Genomic DNA, 24,063 nt, shown 5'->3' with positions numbered 1-24,063 from the left:
ATGGGGCGATGAGCGGACGCTGGGAGTTCTGGATCGACCGGGGCGGCACCTTCACCGACGTCGTCGGCCGACGGCCCGACGGGCGGCTGGTCACGGCGAAGCTGCTGTCCCACGACCCCGGCCGCTACCGGGACGCCGCCGTGGCCGGTATCCGCCGCCTGCTGGAGCTCGGTCCGCGGGAGCCGGTGCCCGCCGACCGCGTGGCCGCCGTCAAGATGGGCACCACCGTCGCGACGAACGCCCTGCTGGAGCGCACCGGTGAGCCGACCGTCCTCCTCACCACCGCGGGGTTCCGCGACGCGCTGCGCATCGCCTACCAGAACCGCCCGCGCCTCTTCGACCGGCACATCGTGCTGCCGGAAGCGCTCTACGACCGTGTCGTCGAGATCCCCGAACGCGTCGGTGCCCACGGCGAACCGGTCGCCCCGCTGGACACCGCCGCCACGGCGCGGCTCCTGCGGGAGGTACGGGCGGACGGCTTCCGCTCGGCCGCCGTCGTCCTGCTGCACGGCTACCGCCACCCCGACCACGAGCGGGAGGTCGGCCGCCTCGCGGCCGAGGCGGGCTTCACCCAGGTCAGCTGCTCCCACGAGGTCAGCCCGCTCATCAAGCTCGTGCCGCGCGGTGACACGACCGTCGTCGACGCCTACCTGTCCCCGGTGCTGCGCCGCTACGTCGAGCAGGTGGCGGCCGAGCTCAGCGGCGTCAACCTGATGTTCATGCAGTCCGGCGGGGGCCTGCGGGAGGCGGCGCACTTCCGCGGCCGGGACGCCGTGCTCTCGGGTCCGGCCGGCGGCGTCGTCGGCATGGCCCGGAGCTGCGCCGAGGCCGGCCACCACCGGGCCATCGGCTTCGACATGGGCGGCACGTCCACCGACGTCTCGCACTACGCCGGGGAGCTGGAGCGGACCTTCGACGCGGAGGTGGCCGGGGTGCGGATGCGCGCGCCCATGATGGACATCCACACCGTCGCCGCGGGCGGCGGGTCCGTCCTGCACTTCGACGGCGCCCGCTACCGCGTCGGTCCCGACTCCGCCGGAGCCGTCCCGGGACCGGCGGCCTACCGGCGGGGCGGCCCCCTGACCGTCACCGACGCCAACGTGATGCTCGGGCGGATCCAGCCCGAGCACTTCCCGCACGTCTTCGGGCCACAGGGGGACGAGCCGCTCGACTCCGCGGAGGTCCGGCGCCGTTTCACCGCCCTCGCGGAGGAGATCACCGCCGCCACCGGGGACCGGCGCACCCCGGAGGAGGTGGCCGCCGGCTTCCTGGAGATCGCCGTACTCAACATGGCCAACGCCGTCAAGCGGATCTCCGTCCAACGCGGCCACGACGTCACGCGCTACGCCCTCGCCGCGTTCGGCGGCGCGGGCGGCCAGCACGCCTGCGCCGTGGCCGACGCCCTGGGGATCGACACCGTCCTCGTGCCCCCGCTCGCCGGCGTGCTGTCCGCCTACGGCATCGGGGTGGCCGACGCGACGTCGATGCGGGAGCGATCGGTGGAGGCCGAACTGGATGACGCCACGCTGCCCGCCGTCGTGCGGGTCTGCGCGGAACTGGCCGAGCAGACCGCCGCCGAGCTGCGAGCGGACGGCTTCGCGGCGCGGGACGTCGCCACCCGGGCCCGGGTGCACCTGCGCTACGCGGGCACCGACGCCGCCCTGCCCGTCGAGCTCGGCGACCTCGCCTCGATGCGCGGCGCGTTCGAGGCGGCCCACCGCGCCCGGTACGGGTTCACCATGGGCAAGCCGCTCGTCGCGGCCACGGCCGTCGCCCTGGCCACCGCCCGGGCCGGCGCGTACACGCCGCACCGCGACGCGCGTGCCGCCCGCCCGGGCGGGCCGGTCCCGGCCGCGCGGGTCCGAGCCCACGGGCCCGAGGGACCACGTGAGGTCCCTCTCTACCGGCGCGCGGACCTGCGTCCCGGCGAGACCGTCCGGGGCCCGGCGATCATCGCCGAACCCGACGCCACCACCGTCGTCGACGACGGCTGGCGGGCGGGTGCGGGGGAGTGGGGGCACCTGGTCGTCACCCGGGCCGCGCCCCGGCCCCGCACCACCGCCGTCGGCACCGAGGTCGACCCGGTGAAGCTGGAGGTCTTCAACAACCAGTTCATGGCCGTGGCCGAGCAGATGGGGCTGCGCCTGGAGAACACCGCCCACTCCGTCAACATCAAGGAGCGGCTGGACTTCTCCTGCGCGCTCTTCGACGCCGACGGGAACCTCATCGCCAACGCCCCGCACATCCCCGTCCACCTCGGGTCGATGGGCGAGTCCATCAAGGAGGTGCTGCGCCGCAACCACGGCACCATGCGGCCGGGCGACGTGTACGCGATCAACGACCCGTACCACGGCGGTACGCACCTGCCCGACGTCACCGTCGTCACCCCCGTCTTCGCCGAGCCGGGGACGGCCGACGCCGCCCGCCCGCCCGAGCTGCTGTTCCTGGTCGCCTCGCGCGGGCACCACGCCGAGATCGGCGGCCTCACCCCCGGCTCCATGCCCGCCTTCAGCCGCACCGTCCACGACGAGGGCGTCCTGTTCGACAACTGGCTCCTCGTCCGCGACGGCGTGCTGCGCGAGGACGAGACCCGGGCCCTGCTCGGCGCGGGCCCCCACCCCTCGCGCAACCCGGACGCGAACCTCGCCGACCTGCGCGCGCAGATCGCCGCCAACGAGAAGGGCATCGGCGAGATCCGGGCGATGATCGGCCACTTCGGACTCGACGTCGTACGCGCCTACATGGGGCACGTGCAGGACAACGCCGAGGAGTCCGTGCGGCGCATCATCGCCGGGCTGCGGGACGGCTCCTGCCGGTACACGACGGACAGCGGAGCCGTGATCGCCGTCTCCCTCCGCGTGGACCGCGAACACCGCAGCGCCGAAGTGGACTTCACCGGCACCTCGCCCCAGCGCGACGACAACTTCAACGCGCCCAGCTCGGTCGTCATGGCCGCCGTCCTGTACGTCTTCCGCACCCTCGTCGCCGACGACATCCCCCTCAACAGCGGGTGCCTGACACCGCTCACCGTCCGCATCCCGGCCGGCTCCATGCTCGCCCCCGCCCACCCGGCCGCCACGGTCGCGGGCAACGTGGAGACCTCGCAGGCCGTCACCGGTGCCCTGTACGCCGCCCTCGGCGTCCAGGCCGAGGGCTCGGGCACGATGAACAACGTGACGTTCGGCAACGACCGCGTCCAGTACTACGAGACGGTGGCCAGCGGCTCCGGAGCGGGCGACGGCTTCCCCGGCGCCCACGCCGTCCAGACCCACATGACCAACTCCCGCCTCACCGACCCCGAGGTCCTCGAATGGCGCTACCCGGTGCGCGTCGAGGAGTTCCGCCTCCGCACCGGCAGCGGCGGCGCGGGCCGCTGGCCGGGCGGCGACGGCGTCGTGCGGCGGCTGCGCTTCCTCGAACCCGTGACGGCCGCCCTGCTGACCGGCCACCGCCGCGTGCCGCCCTACGGCATGGCGGGCGGCGCCCCCGGCGCCACCGGACGCAACGGCGTGGAACGGGCCGACGGGACGGTGACACCGCTCGACGGCGTCGCCTCGGTGGACCTCGGCGCCGACGACGTGCTCGTCGTCGAGACACCCGGCGGCGGAGGGTACGGCCGGCCCTGACGCATGCCCCGGGCCTGCGCGGCGTCCGGTGTCGTCGGCAGCGCCTACGCTGTGCGTCGTGAGTTCCGCCGTACCCGTCCCGCGCCCCGGACCGTTCCGTCCGGCCCCCGGCCCCGCCGCCGACGAGGGCCTGGCCCGTCGGCTGCGCGCCCTGGCCTGCACCGCGCCCCTGCACGACCTGGACGCCCGCAAGGTCAACCTCGCGGGGGAGTACGGCACCTACGCGATGGCCGAGGTGGCGCTCGCCGCCATCGACCTGGTCACCCTCCAGATGGACTTCGACACCGGCGCCGACCACGAGGACGTGGTCTCCCGGCTCCTGCCCCGCGTCGCCGCGCAGGCCCCGGGGCGGCCGGCGGCCGAACACGAACGCGTCGCCCGCTGGGTGCTGGAGAACCTCATCAACGTCGGCAGCGTGGACCGCGGCTTCCGCGCCGTCTACGGGACGTTCGGCCCCGACGGCGGGTACGTGCGCCGGGACTACGACTTCAAACTCGTCGAGGAGGTCCCCGGTCCCGGCGGCCGGGTGTACCTGCGCACCACGGACGAAGCGGTCAACGTCCTGGTCGGCGCCCTGGACACGGACGTCACCAGTGCCCAGATCGCCGCCGAGGTCAAGCTGGAGGTGCTGGTCAGCCGCGGCCGGCTCGCGGACGCCCAGCTCGCCGCCGAGCAGGCCCGCTACCGCACCGTCCAGTACGCCGAGACGCTGCGCCGCACCCTGGAGGCCACCCGGCGCGACGTGCGCGCCGTCGACTGGCTGCACACCGTGCCCGACCTCATCGACGAGGCGCTGGACCACGTCGCCGACCGCTACCGGCACGAGAACGCGATCCTCACCAACATCCGCCGCGCCCGGGACGAGACCGGCGAGGACAAGCACCCCGACCACAAGCTCCGCGCCGCCGAACTGGTCGACATCGTCAAGGACTGCATCCGGCGCCACACCCAGCTCCAGTCCCGGCTGCTGGAGGCGGGACCCCTCTTCCGCGCCGAACAGGACCGCCAGGCGTTCGCCCCGCCCGCGGCCCGCGTCGGGCTCGACCTCTACGGGCAGCTCCTGGCCCCCCTGCTGCCCGAGCCGCTGGAGCGGGCCGCCCGGGTCACCGACGCCTTCTTCGCGGCGGGCTCCGGCCTGCGCACGCCCGCCGCCGTACGCCTGAGCGATCTCACCGACCTGCTCCTCACCCCGCCCGCGCCGCGCGAGCACCTCGGCGCCGAGATGCCCGAGCCCGACCTCGTGGCGACGCCGGACGACAGCCGCTTCAGCGAGGAGCAGTTCGCCGCCGCCCACGAACTGCTGCGCCTCCCGCCCGACGCCCCGCGCCGGCTCTCCGGACTCCTCGCCGACGCCCGGCGCCGCGACCCGGAGCTGCCGTACCTCGTGGCGCTGCTCGCCGTGCACGCCGCCAGCCCGCCCGTCGGCACGGCCTACCGGCAGGGCGAACGGCAGCTGCTGTTCGCCGTGGACGACGGCACCGAGCTGTCGGACGAGGGGTTCGGCGGTGCCGACCTCATCGTCGGCACCGCGCTGCTGGACGCCGCCTCCATGGCCGCCGCGCGCAGCGAGGCCGCCTCGTGAACCCCGCGCCCACCACCCCGCTCGACCGCACCACCCCCGAGGAGCCCCTGCCGTGACCGACACCGGCACCGAGGCCGCCCCGCGCGGCACCCAGGACGGGCCCGCCGCCCTCACCCCGGCCGACGCCGCGGACGCCGCCCGGCTGGTCGCCTTCGGACTCCAGCCCAAGCTGGTCCCGGCCCGCGACGCCGACTACGCCGAACTGCTGCGCCGCCACCGGGACGACCCGGGCTTCGCCCGGCTCACCGACGCCGTCGCGGCCGGGCTCGGCCTCATCGTCCTGGAGGTCTCCGCGCGGGCCGGGATGGCCGTCACCGCCGCCGAGGACTCGGTGTTCGCCGTCCGCATGGGCGACTACGCCCGCCGCGCCGCCACCGACGCCACCGACCGCTTCCTGCACGGCCTGGCCCACCTCGCCGTCGCGGCCCTGGCCTTCCCCCGGCCCGAGGACCTGGCGGACGACGGCTACATCGGCCGCGTCTCCGTCAACGGGGTGGACGCGTTCGTCCGCCAGACCTGCCGCCGTCTGGAGGAGCGGGCCGAGGAACAGGGCGAGAACACCGACCCCGCCACCGACGCCCCCGGCCTGGAGGCCGCCTGGCGGGTCTACGCCCGGCGCAGTGCCACCGGGGCCACCAAGGACGCCCGCCGTCTGGCCGGCTCGACCACCGGCATCGTCGGCAAGGCGGTCGCCTTCCTCGTCGACTCCGGCTTTCTCCAGCGCACCGGCGACGAATCGGGCGGCACGTTCCGCACGACGGCCCGCTACCAGCTCCAGGTGCGCGACATGGCGGGGGGCGCCGCCCTGACCGAGCTGCTGGAGCTCGGCGTCGTCCCCGTCAGCGACGGCACCGGAACCCTCCTCCCGCCGGCCGGGGACCCGGAGGCCGAGCTGGCCGACGGCGCGGGCCTCCCCTTCCACTCCTGACCCCACGCCCCGCCCGACACCCGCACCCGCCCGACACCCGCCCCCGCCGACCGCGCCGCAACGAGAGTCCGCCCCCTCATGTACGAGCTGTCCCGCATCCGCCTGTACTCCATCGGCCCGGCCGGTGCACGCTACGCCGACACCGTGCTGGACCTGCGCGGTGTCGGCGAGCCGGTGCCCGCCCCGGCCCCCGCGCAGGCGGACTTCTTCGAGGACGAGCCCACCGGCCCGCCCCGCCGCCCCGCTCCCGCCGGGGTGCTGTTCCTGGAGAACGGCGGCGGCAAGTCGGTGCTGCTGAAGCTCATCTTCTCCGTGATGCTGCCCGGCCACCGCAACACCCTGGGCGGGGCCAGCTCCGGGGTGCTGCGCAAGTTCCTGCTCGCCGACGACACCGGGCACGTGGCTCTGGAGTGGCAGCACACCCGCACCGGCGAGAGCGTCGTCGTGGGCAAGGTCAGCGAGTGGCGCGGGCGTCAGGTCTCCGGCGATCCGCGCAAGTTCGCCGAGGCCTGGTACTCCTTCCGCCCCGGCCCCGGCATGACGCTCGACTCGCTCCCCGTCGCCGAGTCCACGGCCCTGCGGCCCGCCGAAGGCGCCTCGGGAGCCAGGGGGCGCCGACGCACCATGAAGGGCTTCCGGGACGTCCTGACCGAGACGGGCAGGGCCTACCCGAACCTCGACGTCGTCTGGGAGGAGATCCACGACCGCTGGAAGGAGCACCTCGGTGCCCTCGGCCTGGACCCCGAGCTGTTCCGCTACCAGCGGGAGATGAACGCCGACGAGGGCGAGGCGGCCGGCCTGTTCTCCGTCAAGAACGACTCGGACTTCACCGACCTGCTGCTGCGCGCCGTCACCGACACCCGCGACACCGACGGTCTGGCCGACCTCGTCCACGGCTTCGCCCACAAGCTGGGCCGCCGAGCCGAGCTCACCGCGGAACGCGACTTCACCGCCGGGTCGCTCGATCTCCTGCGCCGCATCGCCGACACCGCCGAGCAGCGCGACCGCAGCCGTGCCGTGCACGCCGGGGCGGAACGCCGCACCCGTACCCTGGCCGCCCGGCTCACCGCACGCGGCGTGCGCGAGCGGGGCGACGCCGCCGAGCTCGCCGACCGCACCGAGCAGGCGGCCCGCGCCGTCGCCGACGCCCAGCGGTGCCGCACCCGTGCGGCGGACGTCGCCGCCGAGCTGGCCTACCGGCACGCCTCCCTGGCCCTGGCGGCCGGCGAGAAGGCGGCCGCCGCCCAGCGCCGCGAACTCACCGAGGCCCGCACCCTCCACGCCGCCTGGCAGGCCGCGGAGACGGTGCTCCGGCACCGCGCCGCCGCCGACCGTGCGGCGCGTGCGGCGGCCGCCATCCAGGACGCGGAACGGGACGCCGCCCCCGCCCTCGCCGCCCGCTCGAAGGCGGCCCACGCACTGGTGCGCGCCCTGCACGCCGCCGCCGCCGACGCCGAGGAGCAGGCGACCACCGGTGAGGAGCGGTCGGCCGCCCTCCAGCGGGAGGCGGAGGCCGCCCACCGCGAGGCGACCACCGCCGCCACCGAGGCCCAGCGGGCCCGCAGCGAGAGCGACCACCTGCGCGAGCGGCTGGCCGAGGTCGAGCGGGAGACCGCCGAGGCGCTGCGTGCGGGCTGGCTGCCGAACGCCGCACCCGACACCGACCCGGCCCGCGCCGCGCTGGCGGCCGAGGACGCCGAACGCGAGGCGACGGCCGCGTGGGACGCCGCCCGGGAGGCGGCCCGCACGGCCGCCGAACGGGAGCGGGAGACCGCCGCCGCCCTGAGCCGGGCGGAGCTGGCCGCCGCCCGCGCCGCCGACGCCGCACGGTCGGCCGAAGCCGCCTGCGCCGCCGAGCAGGCGACCGCCGAGACGCTGGGCGCCGAGCCCCGCGTCATCGAACTGCTCGAAGCCCAAGGCCCGTTGCCCGCCCGGGAACTGGACCGTGCCGCCGATCCGCTCGGTGAGCTGCTGGAACAGCGCGTCACCGACGCCGAGCGGCGGTTGTTCGACCTGCGCACCGCCGCCGCCGACGACGCGCGCATCCTCGCCGCGCTCGGGGACGGCGGTCTCCTGCCGCCCGGCCCCGACGTCCTGGCCACCGTGGAGTTCCTCGGCGAGCACGGCGTACCGGCGCTTCCCGGCTGGCGCTACCTCGCCCAGGCCGTCGCGCCCGCCGACCACGCGGCCGTGCTCGCCGCACGGCCCGAACTCGTCGACGGCGTCGTCATCACCGACGAGGACAGCCACGCCCGGGCCCGCGAGGTCCTGGCCGACGCGGCGCTGCTGCCCCGCTCCGCGGTGGCCGTGGGGACGGCGGCGGCCCTCCTCGCCCCCACCCCCGCCGGCCCGGACGGGGACGGTCGCGGTGTCTTCCTCGTGCCGCCCAACCCGGCGATGCACGACGAGGGCGCGGCCGACGGGGAGCGGCACGTCCTGCGCGAGCGCGCGGCCGGGCGGGACGCGGAGATCCGGGCCCTGGCCGACCGGCTCTCCGAGGACCGGGCGCTCGCCGCCCGGCTGGCGTCCTGGCGCACCGGCTGCCCCGCCGGGCACCTCGCCGAGCTCACCGCCGCCGCCGAGTCCGCCCGCGAGGCGGCCGACGAGGCCGTGGACCACCACACCCGCACCGCCGCCGAGCGGGAGGAGGCGCAGCGCGCCGCGGCGGAGACCGCCGCCGTCCGGGAGGAGCGGCAGGAGGACGCCGCCCGGGCCCGCCGCTGCGCCGACGCCCTCGCCGGCCTCGCCTTCCGGCTGCGGGAGCGCTCCGCCTGGCAGGCGCGGCTACGCGAGCTGGCCGACGACGCCGCCGACGCCGAGGGCCGTGCCGCCACCTGCCTCGAACGGGCCCGCGCCGCCGACGAGGACCGTCGGGCCGCACAGCGCGCCGCCGACGACGCGCACCGCACCGCCCGCGCCCTGCGGGCCGAGCGGGCCGAGATCGCCGGTGTCACCGAGGAGCCGTCCGCCACCGGCGAGCCGTGCGCCGAGGCGCCGGACGACGCCGCCGACGTCTTCGCCACGTCCCTGCCCGCGCGGCGCGAGGCGTACCGCTCCGCCTCCCGGCTCTACGAGAAGGTCGGCGTGGGGGCCGACCTGCGCGCCGAACAGGCCCGCGCCGAGGGGGACGAGAGCGCGGCCCTGGCGGAACTGGAACGCCTGACCAACAAGGTCCGCACCCGCGCCACCCAGTTGCTCCGGACCTCCGACGGCGCGGACGGCCCCTCCCGGCAGGCCGCCGCCTCACGGGCCGAACAGGCCGTCCAGCTCCTGGAGTCGCGCGCCGCCGACGCGAGCGAACAGCTCGGCCGGCTGCGCGGCGAGGCCGAACGGCTCGCCCCGACCGAGAACGCCGTCCACGCCGACCTGCCCGAGGAGCAACGCCCCGGCACCGCCGAGGAGGCCCAGGCGCTCCTGCGCACCGCCACCACCGACCTGGCCTCCCGCACCGACGCGCTGGAGGCCGCGCGGCTGGCGCACGAGGACCTCCTCCACGCCCGCCGCGCGGCGGAGGACGCGGCGGGCGCCTTCGAGGAGACCGCCGCGCTCCTGCGGGACCTCCTGCGCGACCCGGCACCGGCCGATCCCGACGGTGTCCCGCCGGAGCCCTACCCCGGCGCCCCCGCCGAGGCCCGGCAGGCGGCGGCCGAGACCCGGCGCTCCCTGCGCGGCTGCGCGGCCGACCTGTCGGCGGCCGAGACGGCGCTGCGTGAGGCGGGCGACGTCCTCGTGCGGCACGCCAACGCGGCCCGCTACGAAGCCGTGCGGACCCCCGCCCGCCAGCAGATCCGGGAGCTCCCGGCCGCCGCCCTGCCCGACCACGCCGCGGCCTGGGCGCAGGCGTTCGCACCCCGGCTGCGCGTCCTCACCGACGAACTGGAGCAGCTGGAACGCAACCGCGACAGCATCGTCGACCGGCTGCGCGGGCTGACCGAGTCGGCCCTGGCCACCCTGCGTTCGGCCCAGCGGCTCTCCCGGCTGCCCGAAGGGCTCGGCGAGTGGTCCGGTCAGGAGTTCCTGCGGATCCGCTTCGACGACCCGGACCAGGCGACGCTCACCGAACGCCTCGGCGAGGTCATCGACGAGGCCACGCGGGCGGCCGTCCGCAAGAACACCGACCTGCGCCGGGACGGCATGACGCTGCTGCTGCGCGGGGTGCAGGCCGCGCTGGCGCCCAGGGGAGTGAGCGTGGAGATCCTGAAGCCCGACGCCGTCCTGCGCGCCGAGCGCGTCCCGGTGGGCCAGATGGGCGACGTCTTCTCCGGCGGGCAACTGCTCACCGCGGCCATCGCCCTCTACTGCACGATGGCCGCTCTGCGCAGCAACGACCGGGGGCGGGACAAGCACCGGCACGCCGGCACCCTCTTCCTCGACAACCCCATCGGCCGGGCCAACGCGACCTACCTCCTGGAGCTGCAACGCGCCGTGGCCGACGCGCTCGGCGTGCAACTGCTCTACACCACCGGCCTGTTCGACACCACGGCGCTCGCCGAGTTCCCCCTGGTGATCCGGCTGCGCAACGACGCCGACCTGCGCGCGGGGCTGAAGTACATCAGCGTCGAGGAGCACCTGCGCCCGGGGCTGCCGCGCACCGAGGCAGAGGCCGAAACCGTCCACGGTGAGATCACGGCCACCCGCGTGTACCGCCGTCCTCCCGCCGAGAGCCCGGTGGTGGCGCGGCCCACGGGGTCGTCGGTCATCCCCGCACAGGTCAACGCCCCCGAGCCGTCGCCGAGTTCTCCGGAGGGGTCCTGAGGGGCGCATCGCGGGTCACCGGGGGGCGCGGTCCGTTCACCACGGCACCGCGGTCCCTCACCCCGTGCCGGAGCGGCGGCGCAGCAGCTTCTCCCGCGCCACGCTGCTCGGTTCGGAGAGCACACCGTGCCGCTGGACCCACATCTGGCGGGTCACCCACACGTCCAGTACGGCCCAGGTCGCCACCACCGCGCCGCCGAGTGCGCACAGGACGGCGGGGAACGCCAACCACACGCCGGCGACGGCGCTGAGCACCGCGACCAGCACGATGACCAGCACGAGCGCGGTGACGATGACCGCGCGCACGGCGGCGGCCCGCACCGGGTCGGGCAGCCGCGGCTTGTCGTACATGGACCGTTCTCCTCCTCGTGCACCGACGGACCGGTGTCCGGACCGACAGGTGCTCTACCACAACCGGGCCGTGATATCCCATGATGGTCCGAAACATCCGGACGGTTCTCTTCCGATCGTCCGTTCCATGGCTCGGACTCCTCTACGAGTTCCCCACATCGCAGTAGTAGGCTCGCGCCGTTCACCGGTGGCGCGTCCCCCGAAGGCCGGAAGCGGCCTCGGGTGGCCGAGGAACGCCGCAGGAGCCGGGACCGCCCCGACGGGCGGGCGTGCCGGGATGCAACGCCAGTGTCGCGTACGGACGGTGTCGACGTAGGGGAGGCCATGCGCTTTCGCGGGAGCAGCATCCGTCGGAAGATCGTGGCGCTGATGCTCGTGCCCCTGGTGACGCTCGTGTCCATCTGGGCCTTCGCCACCCACCACACCGGCAGTGAGGCCAAGCGCCTCCTGGACAGCTCGCGGCTCATCACCGAACTCGGCCGCCCCGTGGCGGACACCGTCCAGGCCGTGCAGGAGGAGCGCCGGCAGGTCCTGGTGCACCTCGCGGACCCCCGGCGTTCCGACGCGCTCGCCCGTCTGGAACGCCGGCAGGGCGCGACGGACGCCGCCGTCGGTCGGCTGCGCGAGCGATCCTCCCAGGTGCGCGGGGACCTCTCCCACGACGCCCGCGAGCGGCTCGACGCGCTGCTGGCCGAGGTGGACCGTCTGGGCTCCCTGCGCGGTCAGGTGGAGCGCAACACCGCCACCCGCGAAAGCGCCTACGCCTCCTACAACTCCATCGTCGACCCCTGCCACGCCCTGCTCATCACCCTGCACTCCCTGCACGACGGCGAACTGGACCGCGAAGGCCGCGCGCTGGTCGCCCTCAGCCGGGCCAGGGAACTCGTCGCCCGCGAGGACGCGCTGATGGCCGCCGCGCTCGCCGCCGGCCGGATCACCCAGGCCGAACTGCGGGCCGTCTCCGACCGCGTGGCCGAGCGCGACATGACGTACGGCAACAACCTGGCCATCCTCCCCGACGAGGACCGGCGCCTGTACAGCGAGTACTGGGCGGGCCCGGCCGGGACGACGCTGACCGGGCTGGAGAACGCGGCCGTCGACGCCGGACCCGGGGGCGCGCTGGACGCCGTCAACGCCGAACGCTGGGACGCCGCCGCCACCACCGTCCTCGACGACCTCAAGCGGATGGACCGGGAGGCAGCCGATCGCTACGCGGAGCGGGTGGAGCCCGCCGCCGCGCACGTACTCCTGCAGGCCGGGATCGCAGGCGTCCTCGGCTTCCTCGGCGTGCTGCTCTCCGTGGTCGTCTCCTTCCGCATCGGTCGCCGACTCGTGCGCGACCTGGGCACCCTGCGACGGGAGGCGCACGAGGTCTCCGGCGTGCGGCTGCCCGGCGTCATGCGGCGGCTCGCGGCGGGCGAGCGGGTGGACGTCGAGACCGAGGCACCGCGTCTGGAGTACGGCTCCGACGAGATCGGCCAGGCCGGGCAGGCGCTGAACACCCTCCAGCGGGCCGCCGTCGAGGCCGCCGTCAAGCAGGCCGAACTGCGCCGCGGCGTCTCGGAGGTCTTCGTCAACCTCGCGCGCCGCAGCCAGGTCCTCCTGCACCGGCAGCTCGCGCTCCTGGACACGATGGAGCGCCGCACCGAGGACGCCGACGAACTCGCCGACCTCTTCCGGCTGGACCACCTCACCACCCGGATGCGGCGGCACGCCGAGGGCCTGGTGATCCTCTCCGGCGCCGCGCCCTCTCGGCAGTGGCGCAAGCCGGTGCGGCTCATGGACGTCGTCCGCGCCGCGGTGGCCGAGGTCGAGGACTACGAACGCATCGAGATCCGCCGCCTACCCGAACTCGCCGTGGACGGCCCGGCGGTGGCCGACCTCACGCACCTGGTCGCCGAACTGCTCGAGAACGCCACCTCGTTCTCCCCGCCGCACACCGCCGTGCAGGTCAGGGGGCAGCGCGTCGCCAACGGATTCACCCTGGAGATCCACGACCGCGGCCTCGGCATGACGCCCGAAGCGCTTCTGGAGGCGAACCTGCGGCTCGCGGAAACGCCGGAGTTCGAGCTGTCCGACACCGACCGCCTCGGTCTGTTCGTCGTCTCCCGCCTGGCGCGACGCCAGGCGGTGCGGGTCTCGCTCCAGCCCTCACCCTACGGCGGCACCACCGCCGTGGTCCTCATCCCCGGCGCGGTGCTGAACGAGGCTGGGGCGCCCGGGGGGCCGGAGCTGGACGACGCACGCCGCGACGGCCCCGGACGCGCCGCCGAGCACACGCTCACCCGGGTGCCGTCCGCACCGCGGCGCGACCTCGCCGCAGCCCTCGGGGTGGGCAGCCGCCCGCAGAACACGCCCGGTCTGCACGGCCGGGGGCGGCCCGTCGAACTGGACGGGCCGCTGGACCTGGACGCGCTGGACGGCCCGGCCACGACCGACACCCCGGCGCACGGCATCGGCAGTATCTTCCACGCACTGAACGAACGCGCCGAGCAGGGCACGGGCCGCTCCCACGCCGAGGAGGCGACCGGTGCCGAGGCGCCGCGCGGCGGGCGGACCGACGCGGCCGGCGGCCGGCCCGGAGAGCCCGGGGACCCGGCCGCGCCCCCGGAACTGCCGCGCCGCCGCCCCGGTGCCTCCGGCCGCCCCGTCCTGGTCTCCGACCACGGGCGGCCCGTGGCCGCTCGGGAGCCCCAAGGCGTCCCCGACCCGGCCGAGTGGCCGGCACCCCGCGGGCTCCGGCCGGTGCACCCGCCCGAGGACCGGGCGTCTTCGGGCGGACCCGCCCCCGACGGCGCCCCCATCGACGGGCTCCACCCGACCACGGCCGACGGGCTGCCCCGACGGCGCCGGACCGCACCCGCCGAACAGCCCCGGCACGACGGCCGGGGTCCCGGCCGCTCCGCGCCCACCACCGCCCCCGGACCGCCCGGCGACCCGGCAGGGCCCGCCACGGACCGGGACGCCGACGAGGTCCGCGACCGGATGGCGGCGCTCCAGCGCGGCTGGCGGCGCGGACGCGAGCACAACGACGGAACCACACCGGAGGGGGACGGTCGATGACCGCACCGCAAGCCCATGCCCACCACGCCGGCGGCCAGGGCGGCGATGACCTGAACTGGCTGCTCGACGACCTCGTCGGACGCGTCGGCAGCATCCGCAAGGCGCTGGTCCTCTCCGGCGACGGCCTTCCCCGCGGGGCCTCGCAGGACCTCTCCCGAGAGGACGGGGAGCACCTGGCGGCGGTCGCCTCCGGATTCCACAGCCTGGCGCGCGGCGTCGGCCGGCACTTCGGGGTCGGCGGCGTCCGGCAGACCGTCATCGAACTGGAGGACGCGTTCCTCTTCGTCACCGCCGCCGGGGACGGGAGCTGCCTCGCCGTCCTCGCCGACGCCGACGGTGACGTGGGCCTGATCGCCTACGAGATGACCCTCCTGGTCAAGCGGGTCGGCGCCCACCTCGGCACCGCTCCCCGGTCCGACCTTCCCGGCGGCGGGTGAAGGGCGGGCCCATGAGCGAGGCCTGGTTCGACGACGCGGCGGGGCCGGTGGTCCGGCCCTACGCGATGACGCGCGGCCGCACCCGCAGCGACGCCCGCCTCCGCCTCGACCTGATCTCCCAGGTCGTCGCGGAGGACGGCGCGCTGCGGGACGCCGAGTCGGCCGAGGCCGCCGGACGACCGGAGACCGCACGGCTCGGACCCGAGCACCTCGCGATCCTCCGCGGCTGCGCGTCCACCTCCCGCTCCGTCGCCGAGCTCGCCGCCGACCTCGACCTCCCCGTCGGCGTGGTGCGCGTCCTGATCGGCGACCTGGTGGACGCCGCGCTCGTCCGCGTCACCCGTCCCGTCCCCCCGGCCGACCTGCCCGACGAGGGCATCCTGCGGGAGGTGATCGATGGCCTCCGCGCACTGTGACCCGGCCGGGGCCGAAGCGGCGGCACCGGTCGCCCTGAAGATCCTGGTGACCGGTGGGTTCGGGGTCGGCAAGACCACCTTCACCGGTGCGGTCAGCGAGATCCGGGCGCTGCGCACCGAGGCGGCGATGACCGAGGCGGGCCGTCCCCACGACGACCTCGTCGGGGTGGAGGCCAAGGCGACCACAACGGTCGCCATGGACTTCGGCCGCATCACCCTCGGCGGGTCGACGGTCCTCTACCTCTTCGGCACGCCCGGACAGGACCGGTTCCGCTTCCTGTGGGACGAGCTGGCCGCCGGTGCCCTCGGGGCCGTCGTCATCGCCGACACCCGCCGCCTGGCGGACAGCTTCCCGGCCCTGGACGACCTGGAGCGGCGTGGCCTGCCCTTCGCCGTCGCCGTCAACCGCTTCGACGGCGCCCGCGCGTACCCGGTCGGCAGCGTGCGCACCGCCCTCGACCTCGACGACCACGTACCCGTCGTCCCGTGCGACGCCCGCCGCCGGGAGTCCGCCCGCGACGTCCTGGTCACCCTTGTCGACCACGTCCTGCGCACGGGCACCGCCCTGCGCGGCACCGCCCCCTGGGACGAGGGCCGGGCCGCCGGACTCAGAACGCCGCGTTGAAGACCACCGCCGCCACGGCACCGCCGATCAGCGGCCCGACCACGGGCACCCACGCGTACCCCCAGTCGGACGTGCCCTTGTTCGGGATGGGCAGCACCTGGTGCACGATCCGCGGCCCCAGGTCGCGCGCCGGGTTGATCGCGTACCCCGTCGGCCCGCCCAACGACAGGCCGATACCGACGACGAGGAGTGCGACGATCAGCGTCTGCGTGCCCGAGGTGCCGAGCCCCTCGGTGAGGCCGAAGGCCAGCACGGGCAGGACGAGCGCGATCGTCGCGATGATCTCGGTGACGAGGTTGACCCCCGGACTGCGGATCTCCGGAATGGTCGCGAACCCGCCCAGGGTCGGCTGCGAACGCTCCGCGTCCGCGTTCGCCCGGTACTGGGCCAGATAGGCCAGCCAGGCCAGCACGGCGCCGAGCATGGCCCCGACCATCTGGCCGGCCACGTACACCGGCACCTTGTCCCACACACCGCTCTCGACCGCGATGCCGAGGGTGACGGCCGGATTGATGTGGCCGCCGGACAGCGGGCCGGCGGTGTACGCCCCCGCCAGGACGCCGAACCCCCAGCCGAAGGAGATGACCACCCAGCCGCTCGCCCGGGCCTTGGAGTGGTGCAGCGTCACCGCCGCGCACACCCCGGCACCGAAGAGGACCAGGATCGCCGTGCCGATGATCTCGCCGATGAAGATGTCGCCGGATGGATAGTCCATGACCGCTCCTCGTGGATGCACATCTGCCACCAGCATGACCGAAGGCACCGCGATCAGCGCGTCGCGGACCGCCCGCCGCCCCTCAGCCGGACAGCGCGGAGCGGGAGACGGGGAAGTCGAACCGGCGTCCCGGATACGGCTCGTTGCGGTAGGTGAAGTGCCACCACTCCTGCGGCAGGTTCTCGAACCCCGCGCCCTCCATCAGCCGCCTGAGCAGCAGCCGGTTCGCACGCTGCTCCCCGGTCAGGCCCGCGTGCGCGGTGTGCGCCTTCGCGTCGAAGCAGTCGTAGCCGGTGCCCATGTCCACCGAGCGGTCGGGGAACCGCGCGACACGGGGTGCGAAGCACGGCACCAAACGCTCACCCGGTACGTAGGGCCGTGCCGGGGGCGCGGAGCGCGGCACCAGCGTCACGTCCACGGTGCCTCCGCTGCTGTGCCCCGAGCGCCGCGCGATGTACCCCTCGGCGAAGAGGCGGTCCTTGGCCACGCGGGGGTAGAACTCCGCCTTCATCCGCCGCCGCTCCGCCTCGGCCGCCCACCGGACGAAGTGGTCGACCGCACGCTGCGGCCGGTAGCAGTCGTACACCTGAACGGCGAGGCCGTGCCGCAGCGCCGCGCGCTGGACCCCGCGCAGCGCCCGGGCCACCGGACGGGTGACGAGACAGACGTCCTCCACGTACCCGTCGATCCGTGTGCCCACGAAGTTGTGCGGCCCCGTGTACCGCATCTCCCGCACCACCCCCGGGGCCACGTCGGACAGCGCCACGAAGCCCGACGGTGCCGACTCCTCCGGCCGCGGACCCGCCCCCGTGACGGTCACCGCCACGCCCAGGGCCACCGCCATCGCCACCGCACGTCTCATGCCCGCAAGCCTCCCCCCGGCCCGCGCGCGCCCCGGGCCCCCACACGTCCCCCTACCCCCGACGGGTGACACCCCTGGCCCGATCGCCGCGCCCGCGCCGTCCCCGGCCCCGTCGCCGCTCACCGGCCGTCGGCCTCGCCCCCCGTCAACCCGACCCACTCCCGTACCGCCCGCTCCACCGGCCCCATCAGGACCCAGTACGCCACCGGCCCGGCGGACATCCGCACGTCGCACCGGCCCGGCCGGTCGTGGGCCGAGCCGTCGCCCGGGACGCCCTCGCGGAACCTGAGCCCGCCCTCGGCGCCGGAGGAGTGGACCACCAGGTGCGTGCCCGCGCCGGAGACGACCAACTGCGCCGGGACCCGGCGCCCCTCCGTCCCCAGCGGGCTGCCCCCGGGGTCGAGGAACCGGGCGTCGGCGCGGACCCGGGACCGCTGCCTCCAGGGCCCACCCGCCCCCGGTTCGGGCTCCCACCAGCGCGGCGGGGTGTCGTGCCGCAGCAGCACCCCGCCCGGCGTCCGCAGGCGGACGGACCCCTCCCGGCCGACCGTCACGAGCACGCGCTGGGACACCACGCGCCAGCCCCCGGCGGTATCCGGCTCCAGTGTGGCCCGGGTGTCCGGCGGCGGGCAGGCTCCGCCGCCCGCCCCGGCGCCGTCACGTGGCTCGGGCTGATCGGGTCCCGCCGCGTCCCAGCCCACGAAGACGGCGCCGCCCTGGGCCACCACCACCCGCAGCACCGACCGCTCGCAGTGCACCAGACCGCCCCCGGGCCCCGGCTCGGCGGTCAGCACCGCTCCCGGGGCCCGGACCCGCAGCGTCGGTCCGGGCGCGCGCGCCGTGGCGAGGGCCGCCCGCCGGGTCCGCCACCACGCGACCACCGCCCGGCCCGCTCCCACCCGACCGGCCGACCACCCCAGGCCCCCAGCGTCCATGCTGCTCAGCCTGCCACCGTCCGCACGTGGCACCGCATCCGTTCGCCGAGAGTTCACCCGGAACTCCCCGGACGTTGCACCCTGCCCACCACATGTCCGAGCCGTCCGATATGGGGTGCCGCCCCTGGTGTCGCGAACGATCACGTGGCATCGTCCTGCACAGCCGCGTCACGCGCACACCCCGCCCGTGCGCGCGCCGCACGCACACCCTCGCGTACCGTCCGGGAGCCGCCCATGACCGCCGCATCCACGCCCCCGCCCAGCCCCCTGTGGCAGCCGGGCCCCGACCGCATCGCGCGGGCCCGGCTCACCCGCTTCCACACCTGGGCGGCCGAGCACCACGGCGCCCCCGCCGCGGCGCCCGGCGACCCGGCGGCGAGCTACGCCGCTCTGCACCGCTGGTCCGTCGAACAGCTGCCGGCCTTCTGGACGGCCGTCACCGAATGGTTCGACGTCCGCTTCTCCACGCCGCATGACACGGTCCTGGGCGACCGGGCCATGCCCGGCGCCACCTGGTTCCCCGGCGCCACCCTGAACTACGCCGAGCACGCCCTGCGTACGGCCGACGACCCCGGCCGCGTCCTCGATCCGGCCATCCTGCACGTCGACGAGCGGCAGGAGCCGCAGGCCGTCAGCTGGCTCGAGCTGCGCCGCCGGGTCGGCTCCCTCGCCGCCGAGCTCCGGCGCCTCGGGGTCCGTCCCGGCGACCGCGTCAGCGGCTACCTGCCCAACATCCCCGAGGCCGCCGTCGCCCTCCTGGCCACCGCCGCCGTCGGCGGCGTCTGGACCTCCTGCGCGCCGGACTTCGGCGCCCGCAGCGTGCTCGACCGCTTCCAGCAGGTCGAGCCCGTCGTCCTGTTCGCCGTCGACGGGTACCGCTACGGCGGCAAGGAGCACGACCGCACGCAGACCGTCGCCGAGCTGCGGGCCGAGCTCCCCACCCTGCGGGCCGTCGTCCACGTCCCGCTGCTGGGCACGCCCGCCCCCGACGGTGCCCTCACCTGGGATTCCCTCACCTCCGCCGACGTCGAGCCCGTCTTCGAGCAGGTTCCCTTCGACCACCCGCTGTGGGTGCTGTACTCCTCGGGCACGACGGGGCTGCCCAAGGCGATCGTGCAGTCGCAGGGCGGCATCCTGCTCGAACACCTCAAGCAGCTCGGCCTGCACTGCGACCTCGGTCCGGACGACCGCTTCTTCTGGTACACCTCCACCGGCTGGATGATGTGGAACTTCCTCGTCTCCGGCCTGCTCACCGGCACCACGGTCGTCACCTACGACGGCAGTCCCGGGCACCCCGGCACGGGCGCCCAGTGGGACATCGCCGAGCGCACCGGCGCCACCTTCTACGGCACCTCCGCCGCCTACGTCATGGCCTGCCGCAAGGCCGACGTCCACCCCGGCCGGGACAACGACCTCTCCGCACTGCGCTGTGTCGCCACCACCGGCTCCCCGCTCCCGCCCGACGGCTTCCGGTGGCTGCACGAGGAGGCCGGAGCGGACCTGTGGATCGCGTCCGTCAGCGGTGGCACGGACGTGTGCAGCTGCTTCGCCGGAGCCGTGCCCACCCTCCCCGTCCACATCGGCGAACTCCAGGCCGCCTGTCTCGGCACGGACCTGCGGTCATGGGACCCGCAGGGGAAGCCGCTGACGGACGAGGTCGGCGAACTGGTGGTCACCAACCCGATGCCGTCGATGCCCGTCCGCTTCTGGAACGACCCCGACGGCTCCCGCTACCGCGACAGCTACTTCGAGATGTTCCCCGGAGTGTGGCGGCACGGAGACTGGATCACGCTGACCTCGCGCGGATCCGTGGTCATCCACGGCCGCTCCGACTCCACGCTCAACCGCCAGGGCGTCCGCATGGGGTCCGCCGACATCTACGAAGCGGTCGAGCGCCTCCCGGAGATCCGCGAGTCCCTCGTCATCGGCGTGGAGGAACCGGACGGCGGCTACTGGATGCCGCTGTTCGTCCACCTGGCGCCGGGCGCCGTCCTGGACGAGGCGCTGACGGACCGCGTGAAGCGGACCATCCGCAGCAGCCTCTCGCCCCGGCACGTTCCGGACGAGATCATCGAGATCCCCGCCGTGCCCCACACGCTCACCGGCAAACGCCTCGAAGTACCGGTCAAGCGGCTGCTCCAGGGCACCCCGCTGGACAAGGCCGTCAACCCCGGCTCGGTGGACGACGTCGAGCTGCTCCGGGCGTACGAACGCCTCGGCAGGGAGCGGGCCCGCCGCTGAGGGAGGCCCGCTGTCAGACCCCCCGGCTACGGTGTGTGACGCATCGATCACCTGACCCGGGGGGCCCCGTGCACGACCACACCCACGACCACACCCACGACACCGACCGCACTCGGGAACGGCCTCCAGCCGGACGGCGGGCTCTCCGGTCGCTGCGCCGCGAGACGCCGAGCACGCTCGCCCTGCTGGCCCGGCCGTGCGACGTCGAGGCCATGCGGCGCTACCGTGGCTTCCCCCATCGGGACCACCCCGGCTATCTCCGCACGGTCGAGCGGTTGCTGCGCTCCCTGACGGCCCAGGGCGTGCACACCCGCCTCCTGCTCTTCGACCCCGCCCGCTACGCCCGCTTCTGCGCTGAGAGCGGGCTCGACCCGGACTCCCCCGGCGCCCGTGCGCGGTACACGGCCGACGCCGCCGCCGACGGACCGTCCCTCCCCTACGGGGGCGAGCCGGTGGCAGCCCTGATCCCACGGCTGCTCGGCGGGCCGGGCGGCCGCGGGACCGGCGGCAGGCGTGCCACCGCGCTCTCACCGGCCGTCGGTACCTGCCGGAGCTGCGGCCGTGGTCCGGGCCCGGGAACGACGGACCGGGCCCGCACGGCGCTCGGCCGACTGCTGGACGTCGCGGGTCCCGGGAGCCACCACCTCGTGTGCAGCGTCAGCCCGACCTCGGGTGGAACGGGCCTCCCGCTCGTCGCGGCCCTCGGCGTACCCCGGGGCGCGCCGGCATCCGCCGCCGCCCACCCCGCCGACGCGGAGGCCCTGCTGTTCACCACGGTGCTCGCCGCGGGCCTCGCCACCGGCGCACCCGGCGGAGTCGTGCTGCGGACGACGCACGCCGGGCGGCAGACGGTGCGCGGCTGGCGGCTCCACGGTGACTGGCTGTCGCCGCTCACGGAGGCCGAGGTCTTCGCCGCCTACTGCACGGACCCGGCCACCGGAGCACCCGTCCCGCCGGAGCCGGGCGTCGCCTACCGGCCCGGCGTCCCGCTCCCGCCACCGAACGGAACGTCACCCTGAAGCGCGGAGGCGTCTCAGGTCGGGCCGTCCCACCTCGGGCCGGCCCACGCCGGTCGGGACCGTGGGCGCGGCGCGGGCTACTCGCCGGAGAGCACCGCCTGGGCGGCACGGCGGGCGTCCTCGCCGCTCTCGGCGGCGCGGGCCGCCGCGGCCGCGCGTTCACACTGGGCGAGGGTGTGCTTGGCCAGGGTCGCCCGCACGTAGGGAAGGGCGGAGGCCCCCATCGACAGGCTCGTCACGCCGAGGCCGGTCAGCACGCACGCCAGCAGGGGATCGGAGGCCGCCTCACCGCAGACGCCGCAGCTCTTCCCCTCCGCCTTCGCCGCCTCGGCCGAGAAGGCGACGAGGTCCAGCAGCGCCGGTTGCCAGGGGTCCTGATGGCGTGCCACAGCCCCCAGCTGCCGGTCCGCGGCGAAGGTGTACTGCGCGAGGTCATTGGTCCCCAGCGACAGGAACTCCACTTCCTGCAGCACCGAACGCGCCCGCAGAGCGGCGGCGGGGATCTCCACCATCGCTCCGAACTTCGCCCGCAGACCGGCGCTCCGGCAGGCGTCGGCGAACGCCCTCGCGTCGGCCCGGTCGGCCACCATCGGCGCCATGACCTCCAGGTACACCGGAAGTCCCTCGGCGGCTCTGGCCAGGGCGGTGAGCTGGGTGTGCAGCACGTCGGGGTGATCCAGCAGCGTCCGCAGTCCGCGTACGCCGAGGGCCGGGTTCGGCTCGTCGGCCGGCGTGAGGAACCCCAGAGGCTTGTCGGCCCCCGCGTCCAGGACCCGCACCACCACCCGGCCCTCCGGGAACGCCTCCAGAACCTGACGGTAGACCTCGGCCTGCCGGTCCTCGGACGGTGGCCGGGAGCCGTCGTCGAGGAAGAGGAACTCCGTCCGGAACAGCCCCACACCCTCGGCCCCGGCCTCGACGGCGGCCCGCACGTCCCCCGGACCTCCGACGTTCGCCAGGAGCGGCACCTTGTGCCCGTCGGATGTCGCGCCCGGCCCCCGCGCCCCCTCCAGCGCGGCCTTCCGCTCCGCCGCGGCCTGCGACAGTGCGGCCCGTTCGGCCTCGTCCGGGTTGACCACGACCTCGCCCGTGCTCCCGTCCACCGCGACGAACAGCCCCTCGGCCAACGCACCCGCGCCCGGCACCGCCGCGACGGCGGGGACCCCGAGCGCTCGCGCGAGGATGGCGCTGTGGCTCGTCGGACCGCCCTCCTCCGTGACGAACCCGAGGACCAGAGAGGGGTCGAGCAGCGCCGTGTCCGCAGGAGCCAGGTCGCGGGCGATCAGGACGTACGGGCGGTCACTGTCCGGAACGCCCGGCACCGGGACGCCCAGCAGGCGGGCGACGACGCGGTTGCGGACGTCGTCCAGGTCGGCCACCCGCCCGGCGAAGTACTCACCCGCGCCCGCCAGGACGGCACGGTAGGCGGCGAAGGCGTCGTAGACGGCCCGCTCGGCCGTACTGCCCACCGTGATCCGACGCTCGACGTCCGCCATCAGCTCCGGGTCCTGCGCCATCAGGGCCTGTGCCTCCAGAACGGCCTGCGCCTCCCCGCCGGCCAGATGGCCGCGCGCCATGAGGTCGGCCGCGACGGCGTCGACCGCCCGTTGCGCCCGCTGACGCTCGCGGGGTGCCTCCTCGGCGGCGATCCGCCGGGTCGGCGGCTCCAGCACGGCCGTGCCCATATGCCGTACCTCGCCGATGGCGACGCCATGGCTGACGCCGACACCCTGCAGTTTCGTGTCCATACGACTGTCTCCGTCTCGGTGCGGCCACACGCGCTCCACCGCTGTACGCCTGGGGGAGCTGGTTGTCCGGGTGGGGGAGGGGCGCGCGTCAGTCCCAGGTGAAAAGGGTCTCCCCGGCACGGACCACGACGCCATCGGACAGGCCCGTCAGCGCGTCGGCCGTTCCGTCCAGCGCCACCACGGGGGTGACGGGCGACTTGCCGTCCTCCTCCACGGCCGCCGGGTTCCAGCGCACGAGGGCGTCGCCACGGCGGACGGTCTCACCCTTCGCCCTGAGGAGGTCGAAGCCCCGCCCGCCGAGTTGCACGGTGTCGATCCCCAGGTGGACGAGTACGCCGTGTCCCTCCCCGTCCACGACCACGAACGCGTGGGGATGCAGGGAGACGAGGACACCGTCCACGGGGGCGAGCGCGTCACACGGTTCCCGTACGGGGTCGACGGCCGTTCCCGGGCCGACCATCGCGCCGGAGAACACCGGGTCCGGTACGGACCCGAGGCCGACGACACGTCCGGCCAACGGAGAGGTCACGGTGGTCATGGCTGCCTCCCGGGGGGCGCGGATCGTTCAGCCGCCGCGGAGGGGTCGGTGTTCCAGACCGCGGCGTACCGCTCAGCAGCCTAGAACACGGACCCCTCGGAACCCCGTCACCGGCCGATTTGCCTGCCCGGTGGCGATCGCTGTACTGTCGGCCGTCTGCTCGGGCCGAACAGGTCGGGCAACCCGATGAATCAGTACCGAATTCGAAACCACGAAATCGAA

At 75.4% G+C, this 24,063-nt stretch carries 16 protein-coding genes; 10 read left to right on the top strand and 6 right to left on the bottom strand.

All coding sequences use genetic code 11. The annotated features are described in order from the left end of the window. The first annotated feature begins 8 nt into the window (after positions 1-8). From IF129_RS05380 to IF129_RS05365, 4 genes are all read left to right on the top strand, one after another. Positions 9-3,626, top strand: coding sequence for a hydantoinase B/oxoprolinase family protein (locus IF129_RS05380; protein ID WP_191208314.1), 3,618 nt, complete (start codon positions 9-11; stop codon positions 3,624-3,626). Positions 3,627-3,684: 58 nt separating this feature from the next. Beyond that, positions 3,685-5,208: a hypothetical protein gene (locus IF129_RS05375; protein WP_318153564.1), complete on the top strand. Its 1,524-nt coding sequence runs from the start codon at positions 3,685-3,687 to the stop codon at positions 5,206-5,208. Between the two features lie 52 nt (positions 5,209-5,260). Beyond that, positions 5,261-6,136 carry a hypothetical protein gene (locus tag IF129_RS05370; RefSeq protein ID WP_191208313.1) on the top strand — a complete coding sequence of 292 codons (876 nt, stop codon included), beginning with the start codon at positions 5,261-5,263 and terminating at the stop codon, positions 6,134-6,136. A gap of 78 nt (positions 6,137-6,214) precedes the next feature. Next, positions 6,215-10,891 carry a hypothetical protein gene (locus tag IF129_RS05365; protein WP_224754478.1) on the top strand — a complete coding sequence of 1,559 codons (4,677 nt, stop codon included), beginning with the start codon at positions 6,215-6,217 and terminating at the stop codon, positions 10,889-10,891. Positions 10,892-10,948: 57 nt separating this feature from the next. Here IF129_RS05365 and IF129_RS05360 read toward each other — a convergent pair whose 3' ends face one another. Further along, complete coding sequence (locus IF129_RS05360; RefSeq protein ID WP_191208312.1) at positions 10,949-11,242, bottom strand: hypothetical protein; 294 nt, start codon at positions 11,240-11,242, stop codon at positions 10,949-10,951. Positions 11,243-11,566: 324 nt separating this feature from the next. Between IF129_RS05360 and IF129_RS05355 the strand changes: the two genes are divergently transcribed. From IF129_RS05355 to IF129_RS05340, 4 genes are read left to right on the top strand one after another with little or no spacing between them, the layout of a single operon-like run. Further along, positions 11,567-14,305 (top strand): nitrate- and nitrite sensing domain-containing protein, encoded by a 2,739-nt coding sequence (locus tag IF129_RS05355; protein ID WP_191208311.1) that lies wholly within the window; start codon positions 11,567-11,569, stop codon positions 14,303-14,305. Continuing rightward, positions 14,302-14,742 (top strand): roadblock/LC7 domain-containing protein, encoded by a 441-nt coding sequence (locus IF129_RS05350; protein ID WP_191208310.1) that lies wholly within the window; start codon positions 14,302-14,304, stop codon positions 14,740-14,742. Before IF129_RS05355 ends, IF129_RS05350 begins: the two co-directional genes overlap by 4 nt. A gap of 11 nt (positions 14,743-14,753) precedes the next feature. Continuing rightward, entirely contained in the window at positions 14,754-15,158 is a 405-nt protein-coding gene (locus IF129_RS05345; RefSeq protein ID WP_191208309.1) for a DUF742 domain-containing protein, read from the top strand. Then, positions 15,139-15,783 carry a GTP-binding protein gene (locus IF129_RS05340; RefSeq protein WP_191208308.1) on the top strand — a complete coding sequence of 215 codons (645 nt, stop codon included), beginning with the start codon at positions 15,139-15,141 and terminating at the stop codon, positions 15,781-15,783. Before IF129_RS05345 ends, IF129_RS05340 begins: the two co-directional genes overlap by 20 nt. Here IF129_RS05340 and IF129_RS05335 read toward each other — a convergent pair. From IF129_RS05335 to IF129_RS05325, 3 genes are all read right to left on the bottom strand, one after another. Further along, on the bottom strand, positions 15,767-16,498 hold the full coding sequence (locus IF129_RS05335; RefSeq protein WP_191208307.1) for an MIP/aquaporin family protein: 732 nt from the start codon (positions 16,496-16,498) through the stop codon (positions 15,767-15,769). The two genes, IF129_RS05340 and IF129_RS05335, sit on opposite strands and share 17 nt — an antisense overlap. 82 nt (positions 16,499-16,580) lie before the next feature. Beyond that, positions 16,581-17,360, bottom strand: a complete 780-nt coding sequence (locus tag IF129_RS05330) for a M15 family metallopeptidase (RefSeq protein WP_191208306.1) — start codon at positions 17,358-17,360, stop codon at positions 16,581-16,583. A 119-nt stretch (positions 17,361-17,479) separates the two neighbouring features. After that, positions 17,480-18,295 carry a hypothetical protein gene (locus IF129_RS05325; protein WP_191208305.1) on the bottom strand — a complete coding sequence of 272 codons (816 nt, stop codon included), beginning with the start codon at positions 18,293-18,295 and terminating at the stop codon, positions 17,480-17,482. A gap of 234 nt (positions 18,296-18,529) precedes the next feature. On the opposite strand from IF129_RS05325, the gene IF129_RS05320 reads away from it, so the two are divergent. After that, positions 18,530-20,536, top strand: coding sequence for an acetoacetate--CoA ligase (locus tag IF129_RS05320; protein WP_191208304.1), 2,007 nt, complete (start codon positions 18,530-18,532; stop codon positions 20,534-20,536). 68 nt (positions 20,537-20,604) lie between these two features. Further along, the gene (locus tag IF129_RS05315; protein WP_318153563.1) at positions 20,605-21,555 is read left to right on the top strand and encodes a hypothetical protein; all 951 of its coding nucleotides are present in this window, start codon (positions 20,605-20,607) and stop codon (positions 21,553-21,555) included. A gap of 77 nt (positions 21,556-21,632) precedes the next feature. Here the strand turns inward: IF129_RS05315 and ptsP are convergent, their stop codons facing one another. Beyond that, positions 21,633-23,303, bottom strand: a complete 1,671-nt coding sequence (gene ptsP / locus IF129_RS05310) for a phosphoenolpyruvate--protein phosphotransferase (protein WP_191208303.1) — start codon at positions 23,301-23,303, stop codon at positions 21,633-21,635. An 88-nt stretch (positions 23,304-23,391) separates the two neighbouring features. Then, positions 23,392-23,841 carry a PTS sugar transporter subunit IIA gene (locus tag IF129_RS05305; RefSeq protein ID WP_191208302.1) on the bottom strand — a complete coding sequence of 150 codons (450 nt, stop codon included), beginning with the start codon at positions 23,839-23,841 and terminating at the stop codon, positions 23,392-23,394. Between the last annotated feature and the right edge of the window lie 222 nt (positions 23,842-24,063).

Origin of the sequence: Streptomyces chumphonensis (genome assembly GCF_014779715.1) — a bacterium.
Lineage (GTDB): Bacteria > Actinomycetota > Actinomycetes > Streptomycetales > Streptomycetaceae > Streptomyces > Streptomyces chumphonensis.
Note: the sequence above shows the minus strand (reverse complement) of the source record. Positions and strands in the feature narration are given on the sequence as shown.